Source organism: Alloyangia pacifica, assembly GCF_020524285.1.
Classification (GTDB): Bacteria; Pseudomonadota; Alphaproteobacteria; order Rhodobacterales; family Rhodobacteraceae; genus Salipiger; species Salipiger pacificus_B.
This window is the reverse complement of sequence record NZ_JAIVKX010000004.1, coordinates 18,513-44,678: the sequence shown is the minus strand read 5'-3', so window position 1 is coordinate 44,678 and position 26,166 is coordinate 18,513. Positions and strand designations below refer to the sequence as shown.

Sequence of the window (26,166 nt, the reverse complement as noted above, 5' to 3'; positions counted from 1 at the left end):
GACTTCGCCTGATCCCGCTCGCAGAAGGCGGGATTGTTCTGCGTCGAGGACGTCCCCGGACGGCCCATTCGCAGCGCACTCCGAACCACGCTCCGCAGGCGTTGCCTGCCGCCGCGGCGGAGCGGGGTGCGCGCCGAAGGGACCTCGCGCATCGCCGTGGCCGCGTCTGCGCGGTCCGGTGACCGGCCCTCCCGGCCGTCGCAGCCCCACCGCGCAAGCGGGGCGGCCGGGAGGGAGCTGCACCGCTGCGGACCGGAAAGTGTAAAAAGTGATCGTTTCCGTGCCGGATCCCCCGGCGGTGCGCAGGCTCCCGGCTTGACCTCGGTCGGGCCGGGAGCGCATCTCTTGGGGCGGAGGAAAAGGGGAGGAGACGATGAAACGCAGAGGAGTCCTCGCGGGTCTCGCGGCCGTGCTCGCGTCAAACGGCTCGGCCCGCGCGCAATCGGCGTTCGAGATCACCCGCAGCCCCGAAGAGTGGCGCGCGCGCCTGTCACCTGCCGAATACAAGGTGCTGCGCGAGGCGGGCACCGAGCGTGCGTTCAGCTCGCCGCTCGACAGGGAGAAGCGCAGCGGCCTGTTTCACTGCAAGGGCTGCGACCTGCCGCTCTACAGCTCGGCGGCGAAATTCGACAGCGGCACCGGCTGGCCGTCCTTCTACGAGGCGCTGCCGGGTGCCATCGGCCTGAGGCCCGACCGGTCGTTCTTCATGACCCGGACCGAGTGCCATTGCCGCCGCTGCGGCTCGCACATGGGGCATGTCTTCGACGACGGCCCGCCGCCCACCGGCAAGCGCCATTGCATCAATGGCATCGCGCTGCGCTTCGTGCCGGCCTGAGCTGCCTTGCGGACGTCCCGACTGCGGAAGTCCCGACCTGGCTGGGTGGGCCAGCCAGGTCGGGTGCGGGGGATGCGGGGGGGGAGTTTCCCAAGAGGCCTGCACATCCAGGGGGAGCGGTGTGCAGGCCGTCTTGGTCCGTGAGTGGACACGACAGGGAGCTCGCGTCACGTTTGTCCGGCCGGGAAACTGTGGCCGTACGCAGGTAGGCTAGCACAACCTTGGGGAATGTGTCGAGAAATTCACACCAATAGGTTGTGAATTTACGCGACCTCTGCGGAATGGGGAAATCGGAAGCTTGAGGGCGGTCTGTGAACGCAGGGCCGAACTCAGGGCCAGGGTGTGCCCGCGGACGCTCCGCTGTGGCCTGCGCCGGGCCAGGCGTGCCCAAGAAAAACGGGCCCCGCGGGGCCCGTCTGTCACTTGAAGTTCCGGCTGTCCTTGATCTGGTCCCAGGCCCAGACGACTTCCTGCAACTGCTCTTCCTGCGAGCGGTCGCCGCCGTTCATGTCCGGGTGCAGCACCTTGATCAGCTTCTTGTATGCCTTGCGCACCTCGGCTTTGGTCTCGGCGCTCTCGACTTCGAGGATCTCCAGCGCGCGCTTCTCGGTCGGGGGCAGGCGGCGGCCGCCGCCCGGCGCCTTGCGCCCGGGGTTGCGGGTGGCATTGTCGCCGAGCACCTGATGCGCGTCCTCGATGCCGAGACGGGCCCAGGCCCGCTGTTCGGGGTCGCGGTAATCCTTGGTCTTGCGCTCCCACACCTTGTCCGACGTGGCCTGAGCGTTCATCTCGGCCTCGGTCTTGCCGTGGAAGAAATTCCACTGGTTGTTGTACTCGCGCACGTGGTCCTTGCAGAACCATTTGAATTCGTCGAGCACGTCCGGCGCCTTGGGCGCGCGGAACTTGCCCGGCTCCTGGCAGCCCTCATGCTCGCACACGCGGGTGGAGGTCTCCTGCTCGCCGGTCATGCCGCGCCGGCCGCGCGGGTTCTTTTTCTTAGCCGACTTAATCGACATGTCGAAACCGAAGGGGTCGGGTCTGCTCATGGTCTCACCTTTTCGACTCGGACGAGGGAGTTTAGACAATCCTGACCGAGTTTGAAGAGGCAGGAGCCAAAAATGTCGCGAGCGAACGAGATCGAAACCCGGCTGCGGGCGGCCTTTGATCCCTCCGAGCTGGAGGTTCTCGACGAAAGTCAAAAGCATGTGGGCCACGCCGGCTATCAGGAGGGCGGCGAGAGCCATTTCCACGTGCGCATGCGCGCGGCCGAGCTCGCCGACATGAGCCGCATCCAGCGCCATCGCGCCGTGCATGCGGCGCTGGGAAGCGACCTCGTTGGCGCGATCCACGCGCTGTCGCTCGACCTGCAGGGCTGAGCGGCGCCGCGGGCCGCGGCTCAGTTGACCTTGTCGGGGTCGCTGCCGGCGGGGGGCGTCGGAGGCGTGGAGCCCTCCGGCAGGGTTTCGGGGGCGGGCCCTCGCAGAGCTGGCGGTACGGCATTCGGAGGTTCGACCGGCGTCACGACAGGCTCGTGACGGAAGGGCGCGACCTCCGGGGCCTGCGGCACCGGGCGGCGGAACACCAGCAGCGTCCGCCAGACCGTCTGCGTCGAGGTCAGCCCGCTGCGTTCCTCGCTCGGCAGGATATCGGCGCGGATATATTCCCAGCCCTGTTCGGCCATCTCGTTGAGCAGGCGCGACATCGACACCGCGAAGCGGCCCTCGGGCCCCTTGGCCGCCTTGGCCTTCTCTCCCTTGGTGGGGGCGGGGAGGACCTTGTATTCGTGGGTTTTCATCTCGGCGTGCCCCTTTCCGCGGTGCTGACCCGCGCTGGCCGGCAGCTTGCGTTAACAAATGGGTAAGATCCATTGGGTAAGACTTGGGGGTCGGCAAGTAAAGCCCGGGCGGCTACGGGCCGAGGGGCGAATGGATCGGGAGCTTAAAGTCCGGGAGCCTAGGGGATGGAATATATCGGGCCCGAAGGTTTCTGGGGGCCGGACGTCCAATAGCCGGAAATCCACAGCGCCGAAATTTAAAGACCGGGAGCGGCCGAAGCCTGCCTCCCGGTTGCGTCATGAAATCGGGACAAAAAACCCGAAACAAATGACTTACCCCGTGACCCCGATCAATGCTGGGGGCGGGACCGGCGCCTCACGGAGCCCCGGCGCTTTACGACATAAGCCGGATTTCTGGTGGGAAAAGGGGCGGGGGCAATTTGCAACCATGGCGTTAACTCCCTGAATCCAGTCACCTCTTCCGGGATCGTGTTGCCAGCACGAGGCCGCCCAGTGCCAAGCCCCAGACCGCCGCGCCAAGGCCCCAGAGGGTGATCCCCGAAGCCGTCACGAGGAAGGTCACCGCGGCGCCCTCGCGGCTCTCTTCGGCCTGCAGCGCGCCGCTCGCCGAGGCGGCAAAGACCGGCAGGAGTGCCACGCCTGCCAGCACCTGCAGCGTCATCGGCGGGGCCAGCGCCGCCACCGCGGTGACCGCCACGGCGAAGAGCCCGAAGAGCGCGTAGAAGACCCCGGCCATCACCGCCGACCAGTACCGCCGCGCCGGGTCGGGGTGGCTGTCGGCGTTGGCGCACATGCTGGCGGTGATCGCGGCGAGGCAGGTGGCGGGATTGCCGAAGGGGGCGGTCAGCAGCGAGATGCCGCCGACCCCCGCGAGCAGCGGGCCGGGCGGCGGCGTGTAGCCGAAGCTGCGCAGCACGGCGACGGCGGGGATGTTCTGCGTCGCCATGGTGACGATGAACAGCGGGATGCCGAGCGACAGCACCGCCTCGGGCGAGAAGACCGGCGTGACCCAGACCGGGTGGCTCATCCAGACGCCGCTGAGGGGCAGGGCGAAGTCATGCGCCCAGAGCGTCACGCCGAGCGCCGCCAGCACGGCGGCGGGCACGGCGAGGATGCGCTTCACGCGGCCCAAGAGAAACCAGCACAGCAGGATCGGCACCGCCACCTCGGGCGCCTCGACCAGCCCGCGGAAGGGCGCCATGCAGAGCCCCGCCAGCACCCCGGCGAGCATCGCCTGCGCCAGCGCCGTCGGCACCGAGGTCACCAGCCGCGCCAGCGCCGGCCAGAGCCCGGCCAGGGTGATCAGCCCGCCCGCCACGATGAAGGCCGCCACCGCCCCGGCAAAGCCGTCGGCCAGCGGCTGCGAGGCGGCGAGCAGCGCCACGGCGGGCGTCGACCATGCGCAGGAGACCGGTTCGCGCCGCCACCAGGCCAGCACGATGCCCGCGATGGCCATGGAGATCGCCGCCGCCGCCAGCCCGGCCCCGGCCTGCTCGGGGTTTGCGCCCACCGCCGTCAGACCCTGCAGCACGATGGGGAAGGAACTGAACACCCCGACGATCGCCACCATGGCCCCGGTTGTCACGTTCTGCAGGTCGGGCCCGGGTCGTGCGGAGGGTCGTGCCATGGTCGGTCCTTAACGTTGGGTCTTTATCGCCCTTAGGCAGCGCGCCGCCGAATGGCAAGGCGGGGGCGGGCTTGCATCCGGCGGCTGTGTTCGGTTATTCGCAATGTTATAACGTAACGAATCAGGAGCGCCGCCCATGTCCACCCCTGCCGCCGACCCGCGCCTTCCCGTCACCGTGCTCTCGGGTTTTCTCGGGGCGGGCAAGACCACGCTGCTCAACCAGGTGCTGAACAACCGCGAGGGACGCCGCGTGGCGGTCATCGTCAACGACATGTCCGAGGTCAACATCGACGCCGATCTGGTGCGCGAGGGCGGGGCGGAGCTGTCCCAGACCGAGGAGACGCTGGTCGAGATGACCAATGGCTGCATCTGCTGCACCCTGCGCGACGACCTGCTGACCGAGGTGCGCCGCCTCGCCGCGGAAAAGCGCTTTGATTATCTTTTGATCGAAAGCACCGGGATTTCCGAGCCGCTCCCGGTCGCCGCCACCTTCGAGTTCCGCGACGAGTCGGGGGAGAGCCTGTCCGACATCGCGCGGCTCGACACGATGGTGACGGTGGTGGATGCCGCCAACCTGCTGCGCGACTACGCCAGCCACGACTTCCTCGCCGACCGGGGCGAGAGCCTTGGCGAGGCGGACAATCGCACGCTGGTGGACCTGCTGGTCGACCAGATCGAGTTCGCCGACGTGGTGGTGCTCAACAAGGTCTCGACCGCGGGCGAGGACGCGCGGGTCGCGGCGCGGCTGATCATCACCTCGCTCAACCCCGACGCGCAGATCGTCGAGGCCGACTATGGCCGGGTCGATCCCGCCCGCATCATGGGCACCGGACGCTTCGATTTCGAGACCGCCCATGCGCACCCGCTCTGGGCCAAGGAACTCTACGGCTTCGCCGACCACGTGCCCGAGACCGAGGAATACGGCGTCTCCTCCTTCGTCTACCGCGCCCGGCGCCCGTTTGTGCCCGAGAAGTTCCACGCGGTGCTGAACGGGCCGCTGCCGGGGGTGATCCGCGCCAAGGGGCACTTCTGGATCGCCACGCGGCCCGACTGGCTGGCCGAGTTCTCGCTGGCCGGGGCGCTCAGCTCGGTGCGCCCGATGGGCCGCTGGTGGGCCAGCGTGCCGCCCGAGCGGATGCCCGGCCACGCTGCCTTCCGCGACTACCTCGCGCAGCATTGGGTGGAGCCCTTCGGCGACCGTCGGCAGGAGCTGGTGTTCATCGGCGCGGGCTTCGACAGGGCCGCGATCACCGCGGCACTCGATGCGGCGCTGGTGCCCGAGGAGAGCTACGAGCCCGCACTCTGGGCCGGCATGGCCGATCCCTTCCCGGCGTGGCGCGAGGCGCAGGCGGCATGAGCGCCGCGCCGCGGCGCAACCTCGGGGCTCCGCCGAACCGGCGGCGCGAGGGGGATGTCATGTCCGCCTATGACCGGCTGCCGCCCGAGCTTCGGGCCTGGCTGGCGCAGGCGGCGCTGCCCTGGTCGCCGCGCTCGGCCCTGCGGGCCTGGCGCAGCGCCCTGCGCCGCACCGGCTGTGCCGAGGCTGCTGCGGACCGGCTGAACGCGATCGAGGCCGGGCAACTGGCGCGCAAGGACTTTCGCACGGCCACGCGCTGAGGCGCACCGTCGAACCGGATCGCCGGCCCATGGGGAGGGCCGGCGCGGGTCTCGCGGCCTGGCCATCCTTCCGGGCCGGGTCGCGGGGCGCTTTCTGCTCAGGCCGCCGCGGCGCCCTTCTTTTCCCAGGCGAACTTCTGCATCACCTGGTCCACCGGCGTGTTCGCTAGGTGGTTGGTGTAGTTCGACATCACCTTCTGCGCCACGGCGAGGATCACCTCGAGGATCTGCCGCTGCGTGTAGCCGGCATCGAGGAAGGCCTGCACCTGCGCGTCTTCTAGCGCGCCGCGCTGGCGCACCACCTGCAGGGTGAAGTCGCGCAGGGCCTCGAGGCGGGCGCTCGGCAGCGCGGTCTCGTCGCGCAGCGCATTGGTGATCGCATCATCGACCTGCATCATCTTGGCGATGCCGGTGTGCGCGGGCACGCAGTAGTGGCAGGCGTGTTCGACGTTGATCGTCTGCCAGACCACGGTGATCTCGTCCTTGTCGAAGCTGGTCTCCTCGGCGAACAGCCGGTGCAGCTGCTTGTAGCCGTCGAGCAGCGCGGGCGCCTCGGCCATCACGGCGTGCAGGCCGGGCAGGCGGCCAAAGGCTTTCTGCGAGTGCTCGAGCAATGCGCGGCTGGCGTCCGGGGCGGTGTCGAGCGTGTGGCGGGTGAATTCGGTCATCCGGGTCTCTCCGTGATTCTTGAGTGATTGCTCAAATTCTGGCCCTAGGGGTAGCTTTACTTGAATGACCGCTCAAGATATATTTTGAGCAATCACTCAAATCCGGCGTGAACTGGCCGGCAGCAAGGCATCGGGAGCGCACATTTCATGGCGAGGCAGGCACGACACGACAGACACGAAGTGCTGGCCAAGGCGCTCGAACTGTTCTGGTCCAAGGGCTACCACGCCACCTCGCTCAAGGACCTCGAGCTGGCGCTCGACATGCGGCCGGGCTCGATCTACGCCGCCTTCGGTTCGAAGGAGGCGCTGTTCTCGGAAACGCTGGCGCTCTACGCCGAGACCTCGCGGGCGCAGTTCGTCGAGGCGATGGAAGCCGGGCCGAGCCGCTTGGCGGGGCTCGCGAACCACGTCCGCCGGCTCGGCTGTGTCGGCGAGACCGGCCCGTCGCGCGCCTGCATGCTGGTCAAGACACTGCTGGAAACCCCGGATGACGATGCGACGCTGCGCGCCCAGACCGAGACGCTGATGCGCGGCATGGAGGAGATGTTCGCCCGCGCCTTCCGCGAGGCGCAGGCCCGCGGCGAACTGGGGTCCGAGGCCGACCCGCAGCACCTTGCCAGCCGTCTGCAGGCCGAGATCTTCGGCCTGCGTGCCTATGCGCAGCGCACGGATTCGCGCGAGAAGGTGGCGCAGCTGGCCGAGGACATTGCCCGTGACGTCGAGGCGCGCGCGCTCGCCTGAGGCCGGCGGTGCGGGCGGGCAAACGCCGGACGTTCTGTCCGCTACTTGACGTAACGTCGCAAAATCGGCAAAGCCTCGCCCATCCCGGGCAATAGCGATTGCTGCGACGCGGAAAAGCGCCAAATTTGCTCAGGAATGACAATTCCGGAGACCCGCATGTCCGCCGACACGCTCGACCGCCGCGCCTTCCTCGCATCCGCCCTCGCCACGGGGGCCTTCAGCCTGATCCCCGACTTTGCCCGCGCGCAGAGCGGCGCCATCGCCTCGGGCATCCCGCTCGGCCCGCCTCAGGCCTTCTCCTTCGACACGCTGCGCGAGCTGGCGGCGAACCTCGCCAAGGAGGAGTTCACGCCCATGGCGGTGCCCGACGCCGAGATCCTGCAGCAGATCGACTATGACGCCCACGGCGCGATCAGCTTCCGCAAGGACCGCGCGCTCTGGGCCGACCAGGGCGACGCGCAGCCGGTGCGCTTCTTCTTCCCGGGTCGCTACTTCCCCGAGCCGGTGCATGTCTACGCGCTCGAGGACGGCACCGCGCGCGAGGTGCCCTTCTCGCGTGATCTTTTCGACATCCCGCAAGGCAATCCGGCCAACCGTCTGGAAAAGACCGAAGGCTTCGCCGGCTTCGCCGTGCAGGATCCCGAGGAGCGACTCGACTGGATGGCTTTCCTCGGCGCCTCCTACTGGCGCACGGCGGGCTATTCGGGGCAGTTCGGCCTGTCGGTGCGCGGGCTTGCCATGGACACGGCGATCCCCGACGGCCCCGAGGAATTCCCGCGGTTCACCCGCTTCTGGCTGGAGCAGGGCGAGGGCGGCGCGGTGACCACCTACGCGCTGCTGGAAAGCCCGCGCGCCACCGGCGCCTACCGCATCGCCTCGCGCCGCGACAATGGCGTGATCCAGGACGTCTCGGCCGAGATCTTCCTGCGCGGCGACGTCGAGCGCCTGGGGATCGCGCCGCTGACCTCGATGTTCTGGTTCGGCAAGCACAACCGCCATGTCGCCGCCGACTGGCGCCCCGAGGTGCATGACAGCGACGGGCTGGAGATCCACACCGGCAGCGGCGAGCGCATCTGGCGCCCGCTCAACAACCCGCCGCGGGTGATGGCCAATGCCTTCGGCGCCACCGATCCCGCGGGTTTCGGGCTGATGCAGCGTGAGCGCAACTTCAGCGAATACGAGGACGACGGCGTGTTCTACGAGCGCCGGGCCTCGGCCTGGATCAAGCCGCAGGAGGGGTGGGGGCAGGGCGCCGTCACCCTGGTCGAGCTGCCCACGGACGACGAGATCCACGACAATATCGTCGCCTTCTGGACGCCTTCGGAACCGGCCGCCGCAGGCAGCTCCTACAGCATGAACTACCAGCTCACCTGGCTCGAGGACTGCCCGGTGCCGCCGCAGGCGGCGCGCTTCATCGCGGTGCGCATGGGCAAGGGCGGCATTCCCGGCCAGCCGCGCCCGGCGGATACGGTGAAGATCGTCTGCGATTTCGACGGGCTCGGCATGGAGGAGCTCGACCGCAGCTCAGGTGCCCTGCCGGTGGTCAGCGCCTCGCGCGGCGAGGTCTCGGGCGAGGTCGCCTACCCGGTGGTCAGCACCGAGAACTGGCGGGCGATGTTCGATCTCGATTTCTCGGCCATCGCGGCGGAGGACGACGAGCCGATCGACCTGCGGGTCTATGTCTCGCACGAGGGCGAGGCGATGAGCGAGACGCTGATCCTGCAGCTCTTCCCGAGCCAGCTGCGCGCGCTGCTCGCGGCGCGGGGGTAGGGCCCAAGCGAGACGGTAGCCGGGCGAGGGCCTGCCCGTGGGATGGCGCTGCTCGCTCGGTAGTGGGCGCTTTGTGCCTGCCAGGTCCGGACGACACGTTAGCGTTGCGCAGGGATGGCAAAGCGCCAGCCCGCCGGGACGGGCAGGCGCGCGCCCGGCGGCCTAGCCTTGATTCCGGGCGGGTGCGTTCTTCCGGCTAGCTCAGACGAAAAAGGCCGCCCAATCCGGGCGGCCTTTCGATTTCCGCAGAGCGCAAGCCCTCAGAGACCCAGCTTGGCCGCGACGATCTCGTTGACCGCCTTGGGGTTGGCCTTGCCGCCGGTGCTCTTCATCACCTGGCCGACGAACCAGCCCGCGAGCTTGGGGTTCTGCTTGGCCTTCTCGACCTGCGCCGGGTTGGCCGCGATCACCTCGTCCACGGCCGCCTCGATGGCGCCGGTGTCGGTGACCTGCTTGAGGCCCTTCTCCTCGACGATCTTCGCCGGATCTCCCCCCTCGGTGTAGACGATCTCGAAGACGTCCTTGCCGATCTTGCCCGAGATGTCGCCCTTCTTGATCAGCGAGACGATCCCCGCGAGCTGCGCCGGCGAGACCGGGCTCTCGGTGATGTCATGGCCTTCCTTCTTTAGGCGGCCGAAGAGCTCGTTGATCACCCAGTTGGCGGCCAGCTTGCCGTCGTCGCAGCCCTTCAGCACGTCCTCGAAATAGGCCGAGTTGACCACTTCTGCGGTCAGCACGCCGGCATCGTATTCCGACAGGCCGAAGTCCTTGACGAAGCGCGCCTTCTTCTCGTCGGGCAGCTCCGGCAGCGAGGCGGCGATATCGTCCACCCAGCCCTGCTCGATCTCGAGCGGCAGCAGGTCGGGATCGGGGAAGTAGCGGTAGTCGTGCGCCTCTTCCTTCGAGCGCATGGAGCGCGTCTCGCCCTTGTCGGGATCGTAGAGACGGGTCTCCTGATCCACCGAGCCGCCGTTCTCGAGGATGGCGATCTGGCGCCGCGCCTCGTAGTCGATGGCCTGCTGGATGAAGCGCATGGAGTTCATGTTCTTGATCTCGCAGCGCGTGCCGAGATGCGAGAAGTCCTGCGTTTCCTGGTACTTCTCGTACTGGCCCGGACGGCAGACCGAGACGTTCACGTCGGCGCGGAGGTTGCCGTTCTGCATGTTGCCGTCGCAGGTGCCGAGGTAGCGCAGGATCTGCCGCAGCTTGACCACGTAGGCCGCCGCTTCCTCGGGGCCGCGGATGTCGGGGCGCGAGACGATCTCCATCAGCGCCACGCCGGTGCGGTTGAGGTCGACGAAGGACATCGACGGGTCCATGTCGTGGATCGACTTGCCGGCGTCCTGCTCGACGTGGATACGCTCGATGCGCACCTTGCGGGCGATGCCCGGCTCCATGTCGACGATGACTTCGCCTTCGCCCACCAGCGGGTGGTAGAGCTGCGAAATCTGGTAGCCCTGCGGCAGGTCGGGGTAGAAGTAGTTCTTGCGGTCGAAGGCGGATTTCAGGTTGATCTCGGCCTTCAGACCCAGCCCGGTGCGCACGGCCTGCTCGATGCAATACTCGTTGATCACCGGCAGCATGCCGGGCATCGCCGCATCCACGAAGGCGACGTTGGAGTTGGGCTCTGCGCCGAATTTGGTCGAGGCGCCGGAGAACAGCTTCGCCTCGGTGGAAATCTGGGCGTGGATTTCCATCCCGATCACCAGCTCCCAATCGTATTTGGCGCCGGCGATGACCTTGGGTTTGGGGGGCTCGAAGCTCAGGTCAAGCATGGGGGGTCCTCGTCTCTCAGGTTGCGACGGGGATACGCCAGAGCGGCACAGGGGGCAAGGGTGCAGGAGGTGCAGCCGCCGGGCTTCAGCGCGATGCCCTGATCGGTGAAGACAACCGAGCGCCCGCGGCTCACGTGGTGGGCGAAAAGATCTCTCAACGCGGCCTGCGCGGCGGCGGTGCCCTGCGCCGTCAGGGCATCCGCTTCGGAAGCCGGTAGCCGCGGGTCAAGCGCGCCGCCCGGTACCCGGCCCGGTGCCCAGAGTGCCGGGTGCAACTCGCGCAGGTGATCCGAGACGATCCAGTCAAGGCAGGCCGCGATGCGGGCACGGGCGCGGCTCTGGAGCGCGCTGGCCGGGGCTGTTTCGTGGCGCAAGCGGCTGCACCATGCGGCGAGCAGGTTGGCTCGGTGCTGATGGGCCTGCGAGGCTTCGGCCTGCGTGCCGGGATCCGCACCGCGCCCGATCTGCAGCAGGTCGTGCAGCCCCGCAACGAAAAGCTCGGTGTCCAGATGCGCGAGCCCCTCGGGCTGTGCCGCGAGCACATCGAGCCAGAGCCAGCAATACCCGCCGCCGCCCCAGACTTCCGCCGTCATCATCGCGATGCGGCGGGCCTGGCGTTCCAGCTCCGGCCAGGTGCCGAAGCGGTGGGGCGACAGCTCGTTTCCGTAGGCGCGCAGATGCGCAGGGCAGGCGGGCTCCAACGCGATCAGCGCGTCGTAGTCCCGCGCGAGACGGGCCTCGGGGCGGGGCAGCACTTCGATCACCGCGCAGTGCGCCGCCTGCAATGCCGCAGAGCCGAGGCTGTCAGGGGCATGGGGGCGCAGCAGCAGATGGGCTGTCTCGAGGTGGTGCTGCACGGCCGCGCGGCGGCGCGGGACGGGGAGGGAGGCCGCCGGTGCCGCGCGCCAGAGCCGGGCGAGGCCAAGATGAGCCGAGGCGGCGATCAGCGCACGCATCGGGGCTTCCGTCGTGGGGCCGAGCGCCCGGCAGAACCCCGCCGCGATCCCGCGAGCCGCCTCTGCGTCCCCCTGTGCCACCGGGGCGCTGGCGCGGCAGAGGGTGTCCTGCACCGCACCGTCGCAGAGCAGCCGGCTGGCGGATGTGCCCGCCGGGGTCATCGCGCGCGCGCGGTCGGCGTCAGACAGGGCATCTACCAGCGCGGACCACTGCTCCTGCCGGGCGAGCCGCAGACCGTGGCGGAATATCTGCCGTCGCGCCTCGGTCTCACCGCTGATGGCGCGGATCGGGATGGCGACCGGCGGCGCGGTCGTGTCCGGCTTGTCGGAGCCTGTTCGCCGGGCGACAACGGCACGCTGATGGGCGCGCGCGAACAGCCGCCGGGGCAATTCGGGAAGCTGCGTGAGGAGGCGTGGAAGCTCATGGGGCATGCGGGTGACGCTGCGGAAGGATTCGGGCGCGGAGGCGGCGTTTCCCGGATCAGGCGGCGGCGAGACCACGGCGCCGCGGCGGCAAATTGTTCAAACCGTAGATGCCCGCCTTTGTCGAATAGCTTCGGAAAAACAAATACTTTTTGTCCCGATAGGCGGTCTGCCGCGCATAATACCGCGCGAGGCTTGCCGGAATTGTCCGGGATGGGCAAGTTCACCGGCATGCTGAACCGTTTCATTCCTGCCCTTGCGGCGCTGATGATCGCGCCGATGGCCCATGCGAATACCGGACCTGCCCCCGTGGCGCAGGCGGCCTTCGCGGTGACGGCCCCAACGATGCCCCGGGTTTCGCCGCATGCGATGCCCGACGCGCCGGAGTCGCTCCTTGCGGTCTCCGCCTCGCCGCGTCCGCTGGCCCGCCGCATGGCCATCCCGAAGGCCCGCTGGGGCACGTCGGGCGGGCGCAGCACCTGGTCGCTGGCAGTTCTCTCGTCGCTGCGCGGCCATGCGAACGCGCTGCCCGACGTGGTGCCGGCTGACATCGACACCTGGTGCCCGGCCTATGAGAGCGGATCGCGCGAACAGCGCGAGGCCTTCTGGCTCGGCCTCGTCTCGGCGCTGGTGAAGCACGAGAGCACCTTCAAGCCGACGGCTGTCGGCGGGGGCGGCAAGTGGATCGGGCTGATGCAGATTCTGCCCTCCACCGCACGGCTTTACGGCTGCCAGGCGACGACGGTTTCGGGTCTCAAGGACCCGCGCGCCAACCTATCCTGCGGCCTGCGCATCATGGCCCGCACCGTCGCCCGCGATGGCGTGGTCAGCGCCAACATGCGCGGCGTTGCTGCCGACTGGGGCCCCTTCCATTCGCGCAAGAAGCGCGAGGACATGATCGCCTGGACTCGCTCGCAGGCCTACTGCACCGGCATGGGCCGCTCGCTGCGCCCGGTCGAGCGCCCGGTGAGCCTGCTGCCCGGCATCATGGCGTCCAACGACATCGGCGCCGGCTCCGGCCCGCTGGTGCGGTCGCGCGCGCTGGATGCGAGCTATGCCAACACCTTCATCTCCACCAAGGGCCAATTGCTGGAGAGCGAAGGCTGATCTGCTGAAGATCGTTTCAGGAAATTAACGGGCGGGACCAATGATGGTTCCGCCCGATTTCGTTTCCACGATTCATTTCCGCGGGGTCGCGGCGTCCGGCAAACCGGGTCAGCGCCCGCCGCCGACGTCGAGGATGCTGCGAGTCACGTAGCCCGCGCGGTCCGACAGCAGCCACAGGATGCTCTCGGCCACTTCCTCGGGCGTGCCGGCCCGGCCCAGCGGCGGGGTGTGGCCGATGCGGGCGAGGCGGTCGGGCTCGCCGCCCTTGGCGTGGATGCCGGTCTCGATCAGCCCGGGGCGCACGGCGTTCACCCGGATGCCCTCGGACGCCAGCTCGTCGGCGAGGCCCAGGGTGAAGGTGTCGATCGCGCCCTTGGAGGCGGCATAGTCCATGTACTGCCGCGCCGAACCGAGCCGCGCCGCCACGGAACTGACGTTGACGACGCCGCCGCCGGCATGGGCGCGCATGTAGGCCACCGCCTGCCGGGCGACCTCTATAGCGCCGAAGACGTTGACCTCGAAGACCCGCCGCACCCGCTCGGGCGTCAGGTCCGCAAGCGATCCGGTCGGCGCGACGATCCCGGCGTTGTTCACCAGATCGAGCGGTCCCGGCGCCAGTGCGGTCAGCTCGGCGAAGAGCTCGGCCACCTGCGCATGATCCGAGACATCGGCGCCGATCACATGCGCCTCGGCACCCTGCGCGCGCACCTCTTCGGCCACCGCCTCGGCACCGGCCTTGTCGCGCCCGTAGTGCACCGCGACCCGCTGCCAGCCACGGGACGGGGCGAGGCGGCAGCAGGCCGCCCCGATGCCGGCGCTGCCGCCGGTGACCAGAAGTAGCCGGCTCACGACAGCAGCCGGGTGACCATCTCGGTCACGTCGCGCGACAGGCCGGGCTTGGCGGCGATGCGCTCGAGCTGCGCCTTCATCAGCTCGCGGCGCGTCTCGTCATAGCGTTTCCATGTCTGGAAGGCCGAGCACATGCGCGCGGTGGTCTGCGGGTTCTTCTCGTCGAGCTTGATCAGCCAGTCGGCGAGCAACTGGTAGCCCGCGCCGTCGATCCGGTGGAAGCCGGCGTGGTTCATCGCCAGCGCGCCCATCACCGCGCGGAAGCGGTTGGGGTTCTTCATGTCGAAGTCCGGATCCTCGGTCAGCGCCTTGGCGCGGTCGGCGGTCTCCGACGGGCCGGAGGCGGCGACCTGCAGGCCGAACCACTTGTCCATCACCAGCCGGTCGCCGTTCCACTGCGCGCGGAACTTCGCGAGGGCGTCCTCGCCCGCGCCTGCCTGCACGAGGCAGGCCAGCGCCGAGAGTTGCAGCGTCATATTGTCGGCGCTTTCGAACTGCGCCTTGGCGGCCTCGCCGCCATCAAGACGCGAGGTCAGCGCCAGCACGGCGGAGCCAAGCGCGCGCTTGCCGGATTGCTCTGCGTCGGGCTGGTAGGCTTCGGTGACCTTGGCTTCCTCGGCGAGCTGCGGCAGCAGCTTCGACCAGCGCTCGGCGCGGGTCTTCTTGAGGGTCTCGGTCGCGGTCCAGATCGCGTCGGGGTCGGGGGTCACGCCGCGCTGGTGCAGCACCTGCGCCAGCTCGGACTGCGTCGGGATGCCCAGCATCAGCGCGCGGTAGGCCGGGTCGAGCGCGCTGTCGCGGATCACCGCCTCCAGCCCGTCGAGCCATGCGGTGTCGGGCTCGGCCCCCTCGGTGATCATCGACACGAGGCATGCGCGGGCGAGGTCGCGGTTCGCCTCCCAGCGGTTGAAGCTGTCGGTGTCATGGGCAAGCAGGAAGGCGCGTTCTTCCTTGCTGCTTTCGCGCTCCAGCACCACCGGCGCGGAGAAGCCGCGCAGGATCGAGGGTACGGGCCTGGCGCTCAGCCCCTCGAAGGTGAAGCTCTGCTCGGCCTCTGTCAGTTCCAGCACTTTGGTCGGCAGCACCTCGTCGCCATTGGGCGAGAGCAGCCCCACGGCCACCGGGATCACCTGCGGCGCCTTGTCGGGCTGGCCGGGGGTGGGGGGCGTGTGCTGCTTGAGCGTCAGCGTGTAGGTGCCACCCTCGAAGGCCTCGGAGACGGCCACATGCGGCGTCCCGGCCTGCGAATACCAGCGCTTGAACTGCGAAAGATCGCGCCCGGTGGCCTCCTCGAAGACCTTCAGCCAGTCCTCGATGGTGGCCGCGTCGCCGTCGTGGCGCTCGAAGTAGAGGTCGAGCGCCCTGGCATAGCCCTCGTCGCCCACCAGCGTCTTGAGCATGCCGATCACCTCGGCGCCTTTCTCGTAGACGGTGGCGGTGTAGAAGTTGTTGATCTCCTGGAAGCTCTCGGGGCGCACGGGGTGCGAGAGCGGTCCCTGGTCCTCGGGGAACTGGCGGCCGCGCAGGTCGATCACGTCGGAGATGCGCTTCACCTCCTCGCCGCGCATATCGGAGGTGAACTGCGCGTCGCGGAAGACCGTCAGGCCCTCTTTCAGGCACAGCTGGAACCAGTCGCGGCAGGTGATGCGGTTGCCGGTCCAGTTGTGGAAATACTCATGCGCGATGATCGCCTCGATGCGCTCGAAGTTGGCATCCGTGGCGGTTTCGGGCGAGGCGAGCACGGCGGAGGAGTTGAAGATGTTTAGCCCCTTGTTCTCCATCGCGCCCATGTTGAAGTCATCCACGGCGACGATGTTGAAGATGTCGAGGTCGTACTCGCGGCCGTAGACCTCCTCGTCCCATTTCATCGACTTCTTCAGCGCTTCCATGCCAAAGGCGCATTTGCCCTCGTCTCCGGGACGCACCCAGAGGTTCAGCTCGACCTCACGGCCCGACATGGTGGTGAAGCTGCCGGGATGGTTGACCAGATCGCCGGCGACCAGCGCAAAGAGATAGGCAGGCTTCGGCCACGGATCGTGCCACTCGGCCCAGCCCTCGCCGCTGGCCTGCGGGTTGCCGTTCGACAGTTTGACCTTTTCGTCGCCTTCGATGCGCACGGTGAAGACCGACATCACGTCGGGGCGGTCGGGGTAGAAGGTGATCTTGCGGAAGCCCTCGGCCTCGCATTGCGTGCAGTACATGCCGTTCGACATGTAGAGCCCCTCGAGCGCGAAGTTCTCCACCGGCGCGATCTCGACCTCGGCCTCCCAGGTGAAGGCCCCATCGGGCACGGCGCAGGTGAGGCCGGTGTCGCTGATTTCGGGGATGACGGGAGTGCCGTCGATGGCGAAGGAGATCGGCTTGAGCTGCTCGCCGTGCAGGAAGAACGCCTGTTTCGGCGCGTCGGGGTTGGGCGCGAAGCGGATGCGCGAACGGACGCGGGTCGCCGTTGGCGCAAGCACGAAGGTCAGATGCACCTCTTCGGCGGTCCAGCCGAAGGGGGTGTAATCCTTGAGGTAGATGGTCTGGGGGCTTGCGTCCTTCATGGGCGTCTCCTTGCCTGAAGCTGTGGGCTGGCGCCTGCAGGAACCGGCGCGTCAGCGGGACGTTATGCCCATGAGAGGCGCGCGGCAACCGCTGCGCCGGTGAAATGCCAGTGACGCGCGGCAGGGCGTCGGGACGCGGCGGAGAGACGCTTCTCCGGCGCGGTCTTCGCCGGTCGTGCCGCGGGAAGGAGAGACCCATGTCCGCACCCGATACCAATACCAAGGCGCAGGAGAAACAGCACCGTGGACCGCTGCTCGGAATTTGGGGGGCGATGGTCGTTGTGGCGCTGCTGCTGGTGTGGTGGCTGGCCTACGCGACGAACGGCGAGGAGCCGGAGGCCGGTCAGGCCGCCGCACCGGACGCCGCTGTCCAGGAGGAGACCGCCCCGGCCGGCGATTGATCGCGAAACTTGATCCGTGGTGCCCTGCGGCTCAGTCGCAGCGCACCACGCCATTCGCATCCGTCGTACAGTTCTGTTGCGCGCGCCGGGTCGTGCTCGGCGGGCGTTTGGAGCTGACCGCGCCGCCCCGGTCCGAGGTCGCATCGCCCGGGGCGATGAGCGTTCCGCCATCGATATTGTCGCGCACGATGCCGTTGCGGTCGGTGGTCTGCGGCGCGTTGCGGCGCTCGCGGGTGATGCCGAGCTGATCGGTGGAGAAGGTCGAGGGGCCGGCACAGCGGGTGATGCCGTTCTTGTCTGCCACGCAGCCCTTGACCTGCGCGGCGAGCGGGCCGGGCAGGGCGACGGATGCGGCGGCCAGGGCCAGGGCAACGAGCAGGGGCTTCATGGCGGGTCTCCCGTTGGGGGCACCGCGGTCCGGTGCACCCCTTTCATATAGGAGACGAAGCCCGAAGCGCCAAACCGCGGCGGCGGCGAGACCCTGCGCTATTCCGCCGCGCGCATGGTGGTTTTCGCCCCGGGCGCGCCGGTGCCCTCGGCGTCGGGATCGTCCCAGAGGATCAGCGGCGCCTTCACCTTGCGGGCCTCGCGCTGCAGCGCCCAGTCCCGCGCAGCCCGGCTGCCGCGTCCGAAGGAGGCGATGGCCAGCAGCCGCGCCAGCCAGTGCGCGTAGGTCGACAGCCACACCCGCAGCGCCAGCATCGCGGGGGTGAAGACCAGCGTCAGCACCGTCGCGACCGACAGGCCGAAGACCACGGCCGAGGCCAGCGGCTTCCACCACAGCGAGGTCGGGGCGTTGATCGAATAGCCGCCGCCGAAGAAGTCGAGGCTGAGGCCGATCATCATCGGGAAGAGACCCGCGATGGTGGTGATCGTGGTCAGCAGCACCGGGCGGATGCGGTCCTCGGCGGTGCGCACGATGGCCTCGAGCCGCGGCATGTAGCGCGAGTAGTCCTGGAAGGTGTCGATCAGCACGATGTTGTTGTTCACCACGATCCCGGCCAGCGCCACGACCCCGGTCCCGGACATGATGATCGAGAAGGTCTGGTCGAGCACGATCATCCCGAGGAATACGCCCGCGGTCGAGAGCACCACTGCCAGAAGCACCAGCACCGAGTTGTAGAAGCTGTTGAACTGCGCCAGCAGGATGATGAACATCAGCCCCAGCGCGGCGGCGAAGGCCTGGGTCAGGAAGGCTTGGCTCTCCGCCTCCTCCTCCTGGTCGCCGGTCCATTCCCAGCTGATGCCAGGCGGGAACTCCGTGTCTTCGAGCAGGCTCGAGAGGGTGGCGATGCGCTCGTTGGCGGTGACCGGCGCAGTCGAGAGCGTGCCGTCCACGGCGGCCCGGCGGATCGCATCGCTGTCGCTGCCCTCTTCGGTGCGGGTGATCTCGTAGGTGGTTCCGTGCACGGTGAGCGCGCCGCCCTCGGCCTCGCGCCCGTAGCCGAACGTCTCTTCGCCCGAGGTGAACTTCACCAGCCCGTCGACCACGCCGGCCTTCACGTCGAAGTAGCGCTTACGGCCCTCGCGGTTGATCTCGGCGAGCTTGGGCACCGGGGTGCGTGTGATGAAATGCGACAGCGGGATCAGCCCGTCGGTGGTGCGCACACGCAGGTTGTCGAGGGTCGAGAGCACGCGGTCTTGCTCGGGCAGGCGCACGCGGATGTCGATCTCCTCGTCGGAGCTGTCGACGGGCATGGTGTCGAGCGTCACGCCGCGGGTGACAAGCTGTACCATCGCGCCCACCGTGGCGACATCGGCGCCGTAGCGCCCGGCCTCCTCCACGTCGACGTCGATCTGCCAGTCGATGCCGGGCAGGGGGCGGGTGTCCTCGATCAGCCGCAACCCGGCCATGGCGTCGAACTCGGCGCGCGCGGTTTCGGTCGCGGCCAGCAGGTCCTCCCAGTTGTCGCCCTTGAGCCGCAGGTGCACCGGCTTGGCCGAGGCCGGTCCCATGGCGAGGTTGAGGATCTCTGTCTCGATGCCGGGGATGGTGGCCAGTTCCGCGCTCAGCTCGGCGAGAACGATGTCGCCGTCGAGCTCGGGCCGGTCGCGGCGGTCCTCCCAGGGGACGACCTCGAGCTGGATCTGCCCGATGGTGTCGGTGGGCGGCTGCGCGCCGCCGGTGTTCGATTCCAGCCCGCCGTCGCCGGCAAAGGCAAAGGCGGTCTCGATGCCCGGGTGCTGCAGCACGATCGCTTCGGCCCGCTTCACCAGCGCGTCCTTCTCGGCCAGCGAGAGGTTGCCGCGGGCGCGCACGTAGACGATGGCCTGCTCGGGCTCGCTCTCGGTGAAGAACTCGGTGCCGTTGTTGTTCTGACCGTAGTAGCCAAAGACCGAGATGACGAAGAAGATCACAGCGCCGATGGTCACCAGCGGCATCACCGGGTTGCCGGTGACGAACTGGATCACCCGCCCGAAGACCGAGCGGCGGTAGGTTTTGCCGACTTTGCTGCGTCTGCGCTCGATCTGCGCCGCGTCGAGGGTGATCGAGGCCATGACGGCAAAGAGCAGGAACAGCACGATCCCCGGCACCCGTGCGCCGCGCCCCTCGATCAGCGTGAAACCGAGGAACGATGGGTTCAGCACCAGCAGCGCCCCGAGCAGCATCCCGCCAAGCGCCACCGGCACCAGCGCCGCGCGGGCGGGCCAGCCCTCGACCCGCTTGCGCAGGGTGAGCGAGGCATTGTGCAGCAGCCGCGAGAAGCGCCCCGACACGCCGCCCATCACCGGCAGGTAGACGAGCGCCACGATCAGCGAGGCCGAGAGCACGAAAATCAGCGTCACCGGCAGCATGCCCATGAACTCGCCCGCGACCCCGGGCCAGAACAGCATCGGCAGGAAGGCGCAGAGCGTGGTGGCGGTGGAGCTGACGACGGGCCAGAACATCCGTTTCGCCGCCTCGACGTAGGCGTGCATCGGCCCGACGCCGTCGGAGATGCGCTTGTCGGCGTATTCGACCACCACGATCGCGCCATCGACCAGCATGCCCACGGCGAGGATCAGGCCGAACATGACGATGTTCGACACGGTGATGCCCATCACCGCCAGCAGCACGAAGCACAGCAGGAACGACGTGGGGATGGCAAAGCCCACGAGCAGCGCCGCGCGGGTGCCGAGCGAGCCCAGCACCACGATCATCACCAGCGCGATGGCGGTCAGCACCGCGCCTTCGAGCTGGCTGACCATCGAGTCGACGATGCGCGACTGGTCGTTGCTTTCCTCGACCACCACCGTGGCGCGCAGCTCTTCGGGCCAGCCCTGCTGGGCCTCGGCCACGGTTTCGCGCACCTGCGCGGCAGTATCGATCAGGTTGAAGCCCTTGCGCTTGACCACCTGCAGCGCCACCGCCGTGTCGCCGTTGAACCGCGCGGTGCCGGTGCGGTCCTCGAAGGTGAGGCGGATGTCGGCAAGATCGCCCAGCGTCACCACCCGCTCGCCGTTCACCTTGATCGGCAGGTCGAAGATGTCCTGCGGCTCGCGGAAGCTCGAGGGGATCTTCACCGAGAAGGTGCCGCGCTCGGAACGCACCTCGCCCGCGGCGATGAGCTGGTTGTTGTTCTGGACGGTCTGGATCAGCTCGCTGGCGGTGACATTGTAGCTCTCCAGCTTCAGCGGGTCGATCACCACCTCGACCATCTCGTCGCGGTTGCCGGCGATGCCCGCTTCCAGCACCGAATCCAGCGCCTCGACCCGGTCCTGCAGATCCTTGGCGACCTGCGCCATGGTGCGCTCGGGGAGCGGGCCGGTGAGCGAGACGATGATGATCGGGAACTCCGAGAAGTTGATCTCGGAGATGGTGTATTGCTCGGCCCCCTCGGGGAACTTGGCCTGCGCCTTGGTCATCGCGTCGCGCACCTCGGCCATGGTCTCGGTGCGGTTCCAGCCGAATTCGAACTCCATCGCGACGCCGGCGTAGCCCTCCGACGCGACGCCGCTGATCTTGTCGAGCCCGTCGATGTCCGAAAGCTCGGTCTCCATCGGCTTGACCATCAGCGTCTCGGCGTCCTCGGCCGAGATGCCGGGGAAGGGCACCGACACGAAGAGCGCCGGGATCTCGATGTCCGGCTCGCCCTCTTTCGGCAGGGTGATATAGGCGAAGGCCCCCGCCACGATCGACAGGACGATGAAGGCCAGCACCATGCGGGCGCGCTGCGCCGCCCAGTCGACGATGCCTGTCACTGGAGGATCTCCTGATAGCTCGGCGCGACGGGCACGCCGTCGGTGACATACTCCTGTCCAAGGGTGATTACGTCGACGCTGTCGGGCAGCCCGGCGATCCAGACGCCCTCGGGAGTGTCGCGCAGGATGCTCACCGGCACGAACTTCGCGGTCTGCTCGGCGCTCACCGTGCGCAGCCCCATGCGGCCCGCGTCGTTCAGCGTCAGCGCGCTCTGCGGCAGCAGGTGCGCCAGCGCGCCATCGGCCTCGATGAGGATGCGCGCGGTCTGGCCGGCGCGCAGGGTCAGGTCGGGGTTGTCCAGCGTGACCTCGATGCGGAAGGTGCGGGTGGTCTCGTCGGCCTGCCGCGACACGAAGGTGACGGTGCCGACCCGCGTTTCGCCGCCGGTGAGCTGCGCCCCGGCGCGGGCGCCGAGATGGATGCGCGCCACGTCGGCCTCGGGCGCGTAGCCCACCAGCCGGATCGGGTCGAGCTGCAGCACATGGGCGCAGGTGGCGTTGCCGGTCGTGCTCATCAACAGCCCGAGTTCGGCGGTGTCGCTTTCCAGCACGCCGCCGAAGGGCGCGGTGATCGTCAGGTTCTCGACCGCCTTGCGGGCGCTGGCGACGGCGGCCTCGGCGCTCTGGATCGAGGCCTCGAGGCTGTCGGTGCCGGCGCGGGCCGATTCCAGCCCGGCCTCGGCGCTGCGCACGCTGGCCTCGGCGGCGCGCATCTTGGCCTCGGCGGAGGCGACGGAGGTGCGCGAGGAGTAGCCGCCCTGCGACAGCTCGCGCGCGGCGGTGAGGTTGATATCGGCCTCGGCCACCGCGGCCTTTGCCTGCGCCAGCACGGCCTCGGCCTCGGGCAGGGCGGCCTCGACCTGCGGGCGCTGCGCCCGGGCCTCAGCCAGCCGCGCCTCCGCCTCGACCAGCGCCGCGCCGGTGGTGCCGGGGTCGAGCTTGCACAGCACTTCGCCCTCTTCGACGAGGCTGCCCTTGCGCAGCGGCGTGGAGATCACCCGGCCGGAGGCCTCGGACAGCACCTCGACCTCGCGCGAGGGCCGGGTCTCGCCGCGCAGCAGCACCGCGTCGTCGATCTGCTGCGCCTGCGAATGCCGGGCCATGACCGAAACCGCGCCGGGGGCGGCCTCCGCCGGGGCGCTTTCGGTGGGCTCGGAGGCGTCCGAGACGGTCTCGGACGTCTCTTCGGGCGCCCCGCCGTGTACCCAGCCCATGAGCCGTTCGCGGTCGAGGACCACCGCGTAGAGCGCCGCCGCGACGAGAATGGCGGTGAGGATCGAAATCAACTTCATGGTGGTCTTCCAAAGTACTGGCCGAATACTGGCCGAAGTGCCGGCCTTTTGGCGGGCCCCGGTTTGGGGAACCTTACGTGCGGGCTGCACGATTGGACCATTCCCGGGGGCCGGCCTGCGCAAGCTGGCGCGCGGAACGGGGGGTATGCCGGGAATGTGTGCAGACGTGACTAAACTCTCCAGTTCAGAATAGAGGAATTGCAAAACCGATCAAGCGGCCTTCTGTCGCGCTGGCATCGGGGGCGGGGGCTGGCCGATCCGGCAATGGTGTCGCGGGCTTGGCCTTGGCAGCCTGCGCCTGCCGCGCTAAGAGGGGGCAACAATCGAAAGGTGAGGCAGCCCCGTGAGCAATACCGACAGTTTCATCGACGAGGTGACCGAGGAGGTCCGCCGCGACAGGCTCTTCGCGCTGCTCAAGCGCTACGGCTGGATCGGCGTGGTGGCGGTGCTGGCGATCGTCGGCGGCGCGGCCTGGCGCGAGTACAGCGCGGTGCAGCGGCAGGCGCAGGCCGAGGTCTTCGGTGATGCGCTGCGCGGCGCGCTCGAGGCGGATGCCGCGGCCGACCGCGCCGCGGCGCTGACCGAGGTGACGGCGCCCGGCGCCGAGGCCGCGGTGGTGACCGACCTGCTTGCCGCCTCCGAGCTCGCCTCCGCCGAGGACGGGGCCGCCGCCACGGCGCTGCTCGACGAGGCCGCGGGCAATGGCGAGGTGCCGGAGATCTACCGCGAGATCGCCGCCTACAAGGCGGTCAGCCGCAGCGACTCCGGGCTTTCGGACGACGAGCGCCGCATTCGCCTCGAGGCGCTGGCAGTGCCCGGCAAGCCGCTGCGCCTGCTCGCGGAAGAGCAGCTTGCGCTGCTCGACATCAAGGCCGGCGACAGCGACGCCGCGCTGGAGAAGCTGCAACGCATCCTTGAAGATTCCGAGATCACCGCGGGCTTGCGCCAGCGTGCGGCGCAGTTGATTGTGGCGCTCGGCGGCACGCCCGATGCGGGCTGACCCCGCGCAGCGGGCCGCGGCAAGAACCAAGTACGACGGGGGCAGTGTTTTGCGCATTACCACGATTTCCGCGGCGCTTCTGGGGCTGACGGCGCTGGCCGCCTGCGAACGGCCCGAGGCGGTGCTGCCCGGAGAGCGCCTCGGCGCGCGGGAAATTCTCGAGTCCGGCGGTCCCGATGGGGCGATCCCGGCGAACCGGGCGCAGGCCATCTCGCTCGGCGCGATGAGCGCCGGACGCGCGGCCCAGAGCCCGGTGTCTCCCTTTGCCCGCAGCAACCACGCGGCGCTCTCGCTGCCGCTGCAGCCGGTCTTCGCCACCGAGATCGGCCAGGGCGACACGCGCCGGAACCGGCTCAACGCCGATCCGGTCTCGGATGGCAGCCGCATCTTCACCATGGATTCCGCCCATACGGTCAGCGCGGTGAGCGCTTCGGGGCAGGTGCTGTGGCAGCGCAGCATGGTGCCCTCGCGCGATCAGGCCTCGCAGGCACAGGGCGGCGGGCTCGCGCTCGAGGGCGGGCGGCTCTACGTCTCCTCGGGCTTCGGCACCCTGACCGCGCTCGACGCGGCAACGGGCGGCGAGGTCTGGACCCAGAAGCTCGGCGGCACTGCCACCGGCGCGCCGACGGTGCGCGGCGGGCTGGCCTATGTCACCTCGGCGGATTCCACAGGCTGGGCGATCGAGACCGCCACCGGCCGCATCCGCTGGCGCATCGACTACGCCGAGGACTACACCAATGTCGCCGGCGCGCCGGCCCCGGCCACCGATGGCGAGATGGTGGTCTTCTCCTTCGGCTCGGGGGCGCTGCAGGCGGCCTTCCGGCAGGGCGGCCTGCGCCGCTGGAGCGCCGACGTGGCGGGCAGCCGCAACGGCAATGCGCTGGCCTCGATCACCGATATCACCGGCGATCCGCTGATCTCGAACGGCGTGGTCTACGCGGGCAACCATTCGGGCCGGGTGGTGGCGCTGTCGCTCTCGAGCGGCGAGCGGCTCTGGACCGCGCGCATGGGGGCGCTGGATCCGGTCTGGCCGGCGGGGGATTCGGTGTTCCTCGTCTCCGACCTCAACCAGCTTGTGCGGCTCGACGCGCGCACGGGGGCACAGATCTGGGCGGTGGACCTGCCGGGGTACAAGCCGGAGCGCACGCCGCAGAAACGCCGCGACAGCGCCTTCGTCAACCACGGGCCGATCCTCGCGGGTGGGCGGCTGATCGTGGCCTCCTCCGACGGGCTGATCCGCGCCTTCGACCCGGCCTCGGGCCAGCTGGTCGGCACGACGGCGATCGAGGGCGGGGCGACGACCCGGCCGATCGTCGCCAACGGCACGCTCTACGTGGTCTCCTCGGAGGGCGTGCTGCACGCCTATCGCTGAGCCTTCGAGACCTCGGCAACGGACACGGGCGGCACCGCGGGGCGGGCCGCCCGTTTGCTTTTGCGGCAAGCGGGGGAGGGCGAGCTAGGCGACCGGGCCGGGCGCCTCGCGGCGGCGGCAGCGGTCGAGCAGCGGCGGCAGGACACTGCGCAGCTCCTGGCTGTCGGGCGTGTGGCGGTATTCGAAGGCGCTCTGTCCCGGTGACAGCCGCGCCGCGAGGTAGTCCGCGCCGGTGGCGTAGATCAGCACGTCCGCGCCGGCGATCTTGGCGCGGGCCGCCTCGCTCTCGTCGCCGCGCACCACCATGCTCAGGCGGCAGACATGCGGCGCGTAGCGCATGACGTTTGCCTTCATCATCGACACGTAGGTGGGAAAGTAGGAATAGCCGACCACCGAGGCCTCGGGCGGGATCGCGGCCAGCGCCACGCGGGTCGCCTCGTTGGGGATGACGGTCAGGCCGAGGACCTCGGCATGCGGAAAGAGTTCGCGCGCCTGCGGCAGCAGGGTCCGGGGCGCCAGCACGATATCGAACTCCTGAGGCGGATTGCCGGCGATCTCGTCGATGAGCATGGGCTCGATACTGTCGCCGGGCGCGAGATGCGGCCGCACGTCGGCGGCATAGGCGCGGGTGGCCTCGGCGAAATTGCCCAGCATCAGCACCCGCACCGGGCGGGCGTTGCGCGGGCGGTCCATGCCGATGCGCGTCGCGAGGTCGGCGCGGTCGATGCCGCAGTCGCGGGCGAGGGCGATGAGGTTGGTGATCGCCCGCTCGAGCGCCTGGAACTTCTCGGGATCAACGACCGGAGCGTTGGGGCTTACGAAGGTTCCGGAGCCGACGCGCCCCTCGACGTGGCCGGCGGTCTGCAGCGCGGCGTAGACGTTGCTGACCGTGACCGGCGAGAGGTTCAGCTGCCGCGCCAGCGCCCTGACCGAGGGCAGCCGGGCGCCGATCGGCAGCTCGCCGGCGGCGATGCCGAATTCGAGCGCGCCGCGCAACTGCTGCGGAACACCGACACTGGAGTCGGGGTCAATCGCGTTGGCGATGCGGGCCAGGGCGTCGTCGAGTTGTGCCTGTCTGGATGTCATGGCGTGTCATTGCTGAAAAGAGCTTTTGCTGACAAGGGATTGAAACACGTATATATCCATCTGAATACAAAATAAGATGTGTCAGGCCAGCATATCACATGGCGGGCGACCGTCCTGCGCGATT

General features: G+C 68.9%; 22 protein-coding genes. 10 read left to right on the top strand and 12 right to left on the bottom strand.

Features of this window, described 5'->3' with window-relative positions; all coding sequences use genetic code 11:
- Positions 1-373 precede the first annotated feature (373 nt).
- Positions 374-835, top strand: coding sequence for a peptide-methionine (R)-S-oxide reductase MsrB (msrB, locus tag LC039_RS06585; RefSeq protein ID WP_226622480.1), 462 nt, complete (start codon positions 374-376; stop codon positions 833-835).
- A gap of 419 nt (positions 836-1,254) precedes the next feature.
- Here the strand turns inward: msrB and LC039_RS06580 are convergent, their stop codons facing one another.
- Positions 1,255-1,881, bottom strand: coding sequence for a DnaJ domain-containing protein (locus tag LC039_RS06580; RefSeq protein ID WP_226622475.1), 627 nt, complete (start codon positions 1,879-1,881; stop codon positions 1,255-1,257).
- 72 nt (positions 1,882-1,953) lie between these two features.
- Between LC039_RS06580 and LC039_RS06575 the strand changes: the two genes are divergently transcribed.
- Positions 1,954-2,211 carry a BolA family protein gene (locus tag LC039_RS06575; RefSeq protein WP_164191651.1) on the top strand — a complete coding sequence of 86 codons (258 nt, stop codon included), beginning with the start codon at positions 1,954-1,956 and terminating at the stop codon, positions 2,209-2,211.
- A 20-nt stretch (positions 2,212-2,231) separates the two neighbouring features.
- Here LC039_RS06575 and LC039_RS26960 read toward each other — a convergent pair whose 3' ends face one another.
- Positions 2,232-2,630, bottom strand: a complete 399-nt coding sequence (locus LC039_RS26960; protein ID WP_319003709.1) for a DUF4177 domain-containing protein — start codon at positions 2,628-2,630, stop codon at positions 2,232-2,234.
- A 451-nt stretch (positions 2,631-3,081) separates the two neighbouring features.
- Entirely contained in the window at positions 3,082-4,257 is a 1,176-nt protein-coding gene (locus tag LC039_RS06565) for a benzoate/H(+) symporter BenE family transporter (RefSeq protein ID WP_226622473.1), read from the bottom strand.
- 136 nt (positions 4,258-4,393) lie between these two features.
- Here LC039_RS06565 and LC039_RS06560 point away from each other — a divergent pair, with 136 nt between their 5' ends.
- The gene (locus LC039_RS06560) at positions 4,394-5,614 is read left to right on the top strand and encodes a GTP-binding protein (protein WP_226622472.1); all 1,221 of its coding nucleotides are present in this window, start codon (positions 4,394-4,396) and stop codon (positions 5,612-5,614) included.
- The gene (locus tag LC039_RS06555; protein ID WP_226622470.1) at positions 5,611-5,874 is read left to right on the top strand and encodes a DUF6525 family protein; all 264 of its coding nucleotides are present in this window, start codon (positions 5,611-5,613) and stop codon (positions 5,872-5,874) included. The genes LC039_RS06560 and LC039_RS06555 overlap by 4 nt, the downstream gene beginning before the upstream one ends.
- 98 nt (positions 5,875-5,972) lie before the next feature.
- Here LC039_RS06555 and LC039_RS06550 read toward each other — a convergent pair whose 3' ends face one another.
- The gene (locus LC039_RS06550; protein ID WP_226622469.1) at positions 5,973-6,542 is read right to left on the bottom strand and encodes a carboxymuconolactone decarboxylase family protein; all 570 of its coding nucleotides are present in this window, start codon (positions 6,540-6,542) and stop codon (positions 5,973-5,975) included.
- A gap of 180 nt (positions 6,543-6,722) precedes the next feature.
- Between LC039_RS06550 and LC039_RS06545 the strand changes: the two genes are divergently transcribed.
- Both LC039_RS06545 and LC039_RS06540 read left to right on the top strand, forming a co-directional pair.
- A complete protein-coding gene (locus LC039_RS06545) occupies positions 6,723-7,283 on the top strand; it encodes a TetR/AcrR family transcriptional regulator (protein WP_226622467.1) in 561 nt (186 codons plus the stop codon).
- Between the two features lie 156 nt (positions 7,284-7,439).
- Positions 7,440-9,053 (top strand): glucan biosynthesis protein, encoded by a 1,614-nt coding sequence (locus LC039_RS06540; protein WP_226622465.1) that lies wholly within the window; start codon positions 7,440-7,442, stop codon positions 9,051-9,053.
- 260 nt (positions 9,054-9,313) lie between these two features.
- Here LC039_RS06540 and gatB read toward each other — a convergent pair whose 3' ends face one another.
- Together gatB and LC039_RS06530 are read right to left on the bottom strand one after the other, a co-directional pair.
- Positions 9,314-10,828 carry an Asp-tRNA(Asn)/Glu-tRNA(Gln) amidotransferase subunit GatB gene (gene gatB / locus LC039_RS06535; RefSeq protein ID WP_226622464.1) on the bottom strand — a complete coding sequence of 505 codons (1,515 nt, stop codon included), beginning with the start codon at positions 10,826-10,828 and terminating at the stop codon, positions 9,314-9,316.
- Entirely contained in the window at positions 10,816-12,216 is a 1,401-nt protein-coding gene (locus LC039_RS06530; RefSeq protein ID WP_226622462.1) for a hypothetical protein, read from the bottom strand. Before LC039_RS06530 ends, gatB begins: the two co-directional genes overlap by 13 nt.
- A 204-nt stretch (positions 12,217-12,420) precedes the next feature.
- Between LC039_RS06530 and LC039_RS06525 the strand changes: the two genes are divergently transcribed.
- The gene (locus LC039_RS06525) at positions 12,421-13,314 is read left to right on the top strand and encodes a transglycosylase SLT domain-containing protein (protein ID WP_226622461.1); all 894 of its coding nucleotides are present in this window, start codon (positions 12,421-12,423) and stop codon (positions 13,312-13,314) included.
- Positions 13,315-13,422: 108 nt separating this feature from the next.
- Here LC039_RS06525 and LC039_RS06520 read toward each other — a convergent pair whose 3' ends face one another.
- Positions 13,423-14,163: an SDR family oxidoreductase gene (locus LC039_RS06520; RefSeq protein WP_226622459.1), complete on the bottom strand. Its 741-nt coding sequence runs from the start codon at positions 14,161-14,163 to the stop codon at positions 13,423-13,425.
- A complete protein-coding gene (pepN, locus tag LC039_RS06515) occupies positions 14,160-16,709 on the bottom strand; it encodes an aminopeptidase N (RefSeq protein ID WP_226622457.1) in 2,550 nt (849 codons plus the stop codon). The genes LC039_RS06520 and pepN overlap by 4 nt, the downstream gene beginning before the upstream one ends.
- A 197-nt stretch (positions 16,710-16,906) precedes the next feature.
- Here pepN and LC039_RS06510 point away from each other — a divergent pair, with 197 nt between their 5' ends.
- Complete coding sequence (locus LC039_RS06510) at positions 16,907-17,110, top strand: hypothetical protein (protein ID WP_226622456.1); 204 nt, start codon at positions 16,907-16,909, stop codon at positions 17,108-17,110.
- Positions 17,111-17,141: 31 nt separating this feature from the next.
- On the opposite strand, the gene LC039_RS06505 is transcribed toward LC039_RS06510, so the two are convergent.
- The 3 genes from LC039_RS06505 to LC039_RS06495 all read right to left on the bottom strand — a co-directional run bounded on the left by LC039_RS06505 (position 17,142) and on the right by LC039_RS06495 (position 22,584).
- Positions 17,142-17,498: a hypothetical protein gene (locus tag LC039_RS06505; protein WP_226622454.1), complete on the bottom strand. Its 357-nt coding sequence runs from the start codon at positions 17,496-17,498 to the stop codon at positions 17,142-17,144.
- A 98-nt stretch (positions 17,499-17,596) separates the two neighbouring features.
- Positions 17,597-21,292: an efflux RND transporter permease subunit gene (locus LC039_RS06500; RefSeq protein WP_226622453.1), complete on the bottom strand. Its 3,696-nt coding sequence runs from the start codon at positions 21,290-21,292 to the stop codon at positions 17,597-17,599.
- Positions 21,289-22,584, bottom strand: coding sequence for an efflux RND transporter periplasmic adaptor subunit (locus tag LC039_RS06495; RefSeq protein WP_226622446.1), 1,296 nt, complete (start codon positions 22,582-22,584; stop codon positions 21,289-21,291). The genes LC039_RS06500 and LC039_RS06495 overlap by 4 nt, the downstream gene beginning before the upstream one ends.
- A 343-nt stretch (positions 22,585-22,927) precedes the next feature.
- Here LC039_RS06495 and LC039_RS06490 point away from each other — a divergent pair, with 343 nt between their 5' ends.
- The gene (locus LC039_RS06490) at positions 22,928-23,584 is read left to right on the top strand and encodes a hypothetical protein (RefSeq protein WP_226622445.1); all 657 of its coding nucleotides are present in this window, start codon (positions 22,928-22,930) and stop codon (positions 23,582-23,584) included.
- Positions 23,585-23,633: 49 nt separating this feature from the next.
- Positions 23,634-24,956: a PQQ-like beta-propeller repeat protein gene (locus LC039_RS06485; RefSeq protein ID WP_226622443.1), complete on the top strand. Its 1,323-nt coding sequence runs from the start codon at positions 23,634-23,636 to the stop codon at positions 24,954-24,956.
- Between the two features lie 84 nt (positions 24,957-25,040).
- Here LC039_RS06485 and LC039_RS06480 read toward each other — a convergent pair whose 3' ends face one another.
- Positions 25,041-26,042 carry a GntR family transcriptional regulator gene (locus tag LC039_RS06480; protein ID WP_226622442.1) on the bottom strand — a complete coding sequence of 334 codons (1,002 nt, stop codon included), beginning with the start codon at positions 26,040-26,042 and terminating at the stop codon, positions 25,041-25,043.
- Between the last annotated feature and the right edge of the window lie 124 nt (positions 26,043-26,166).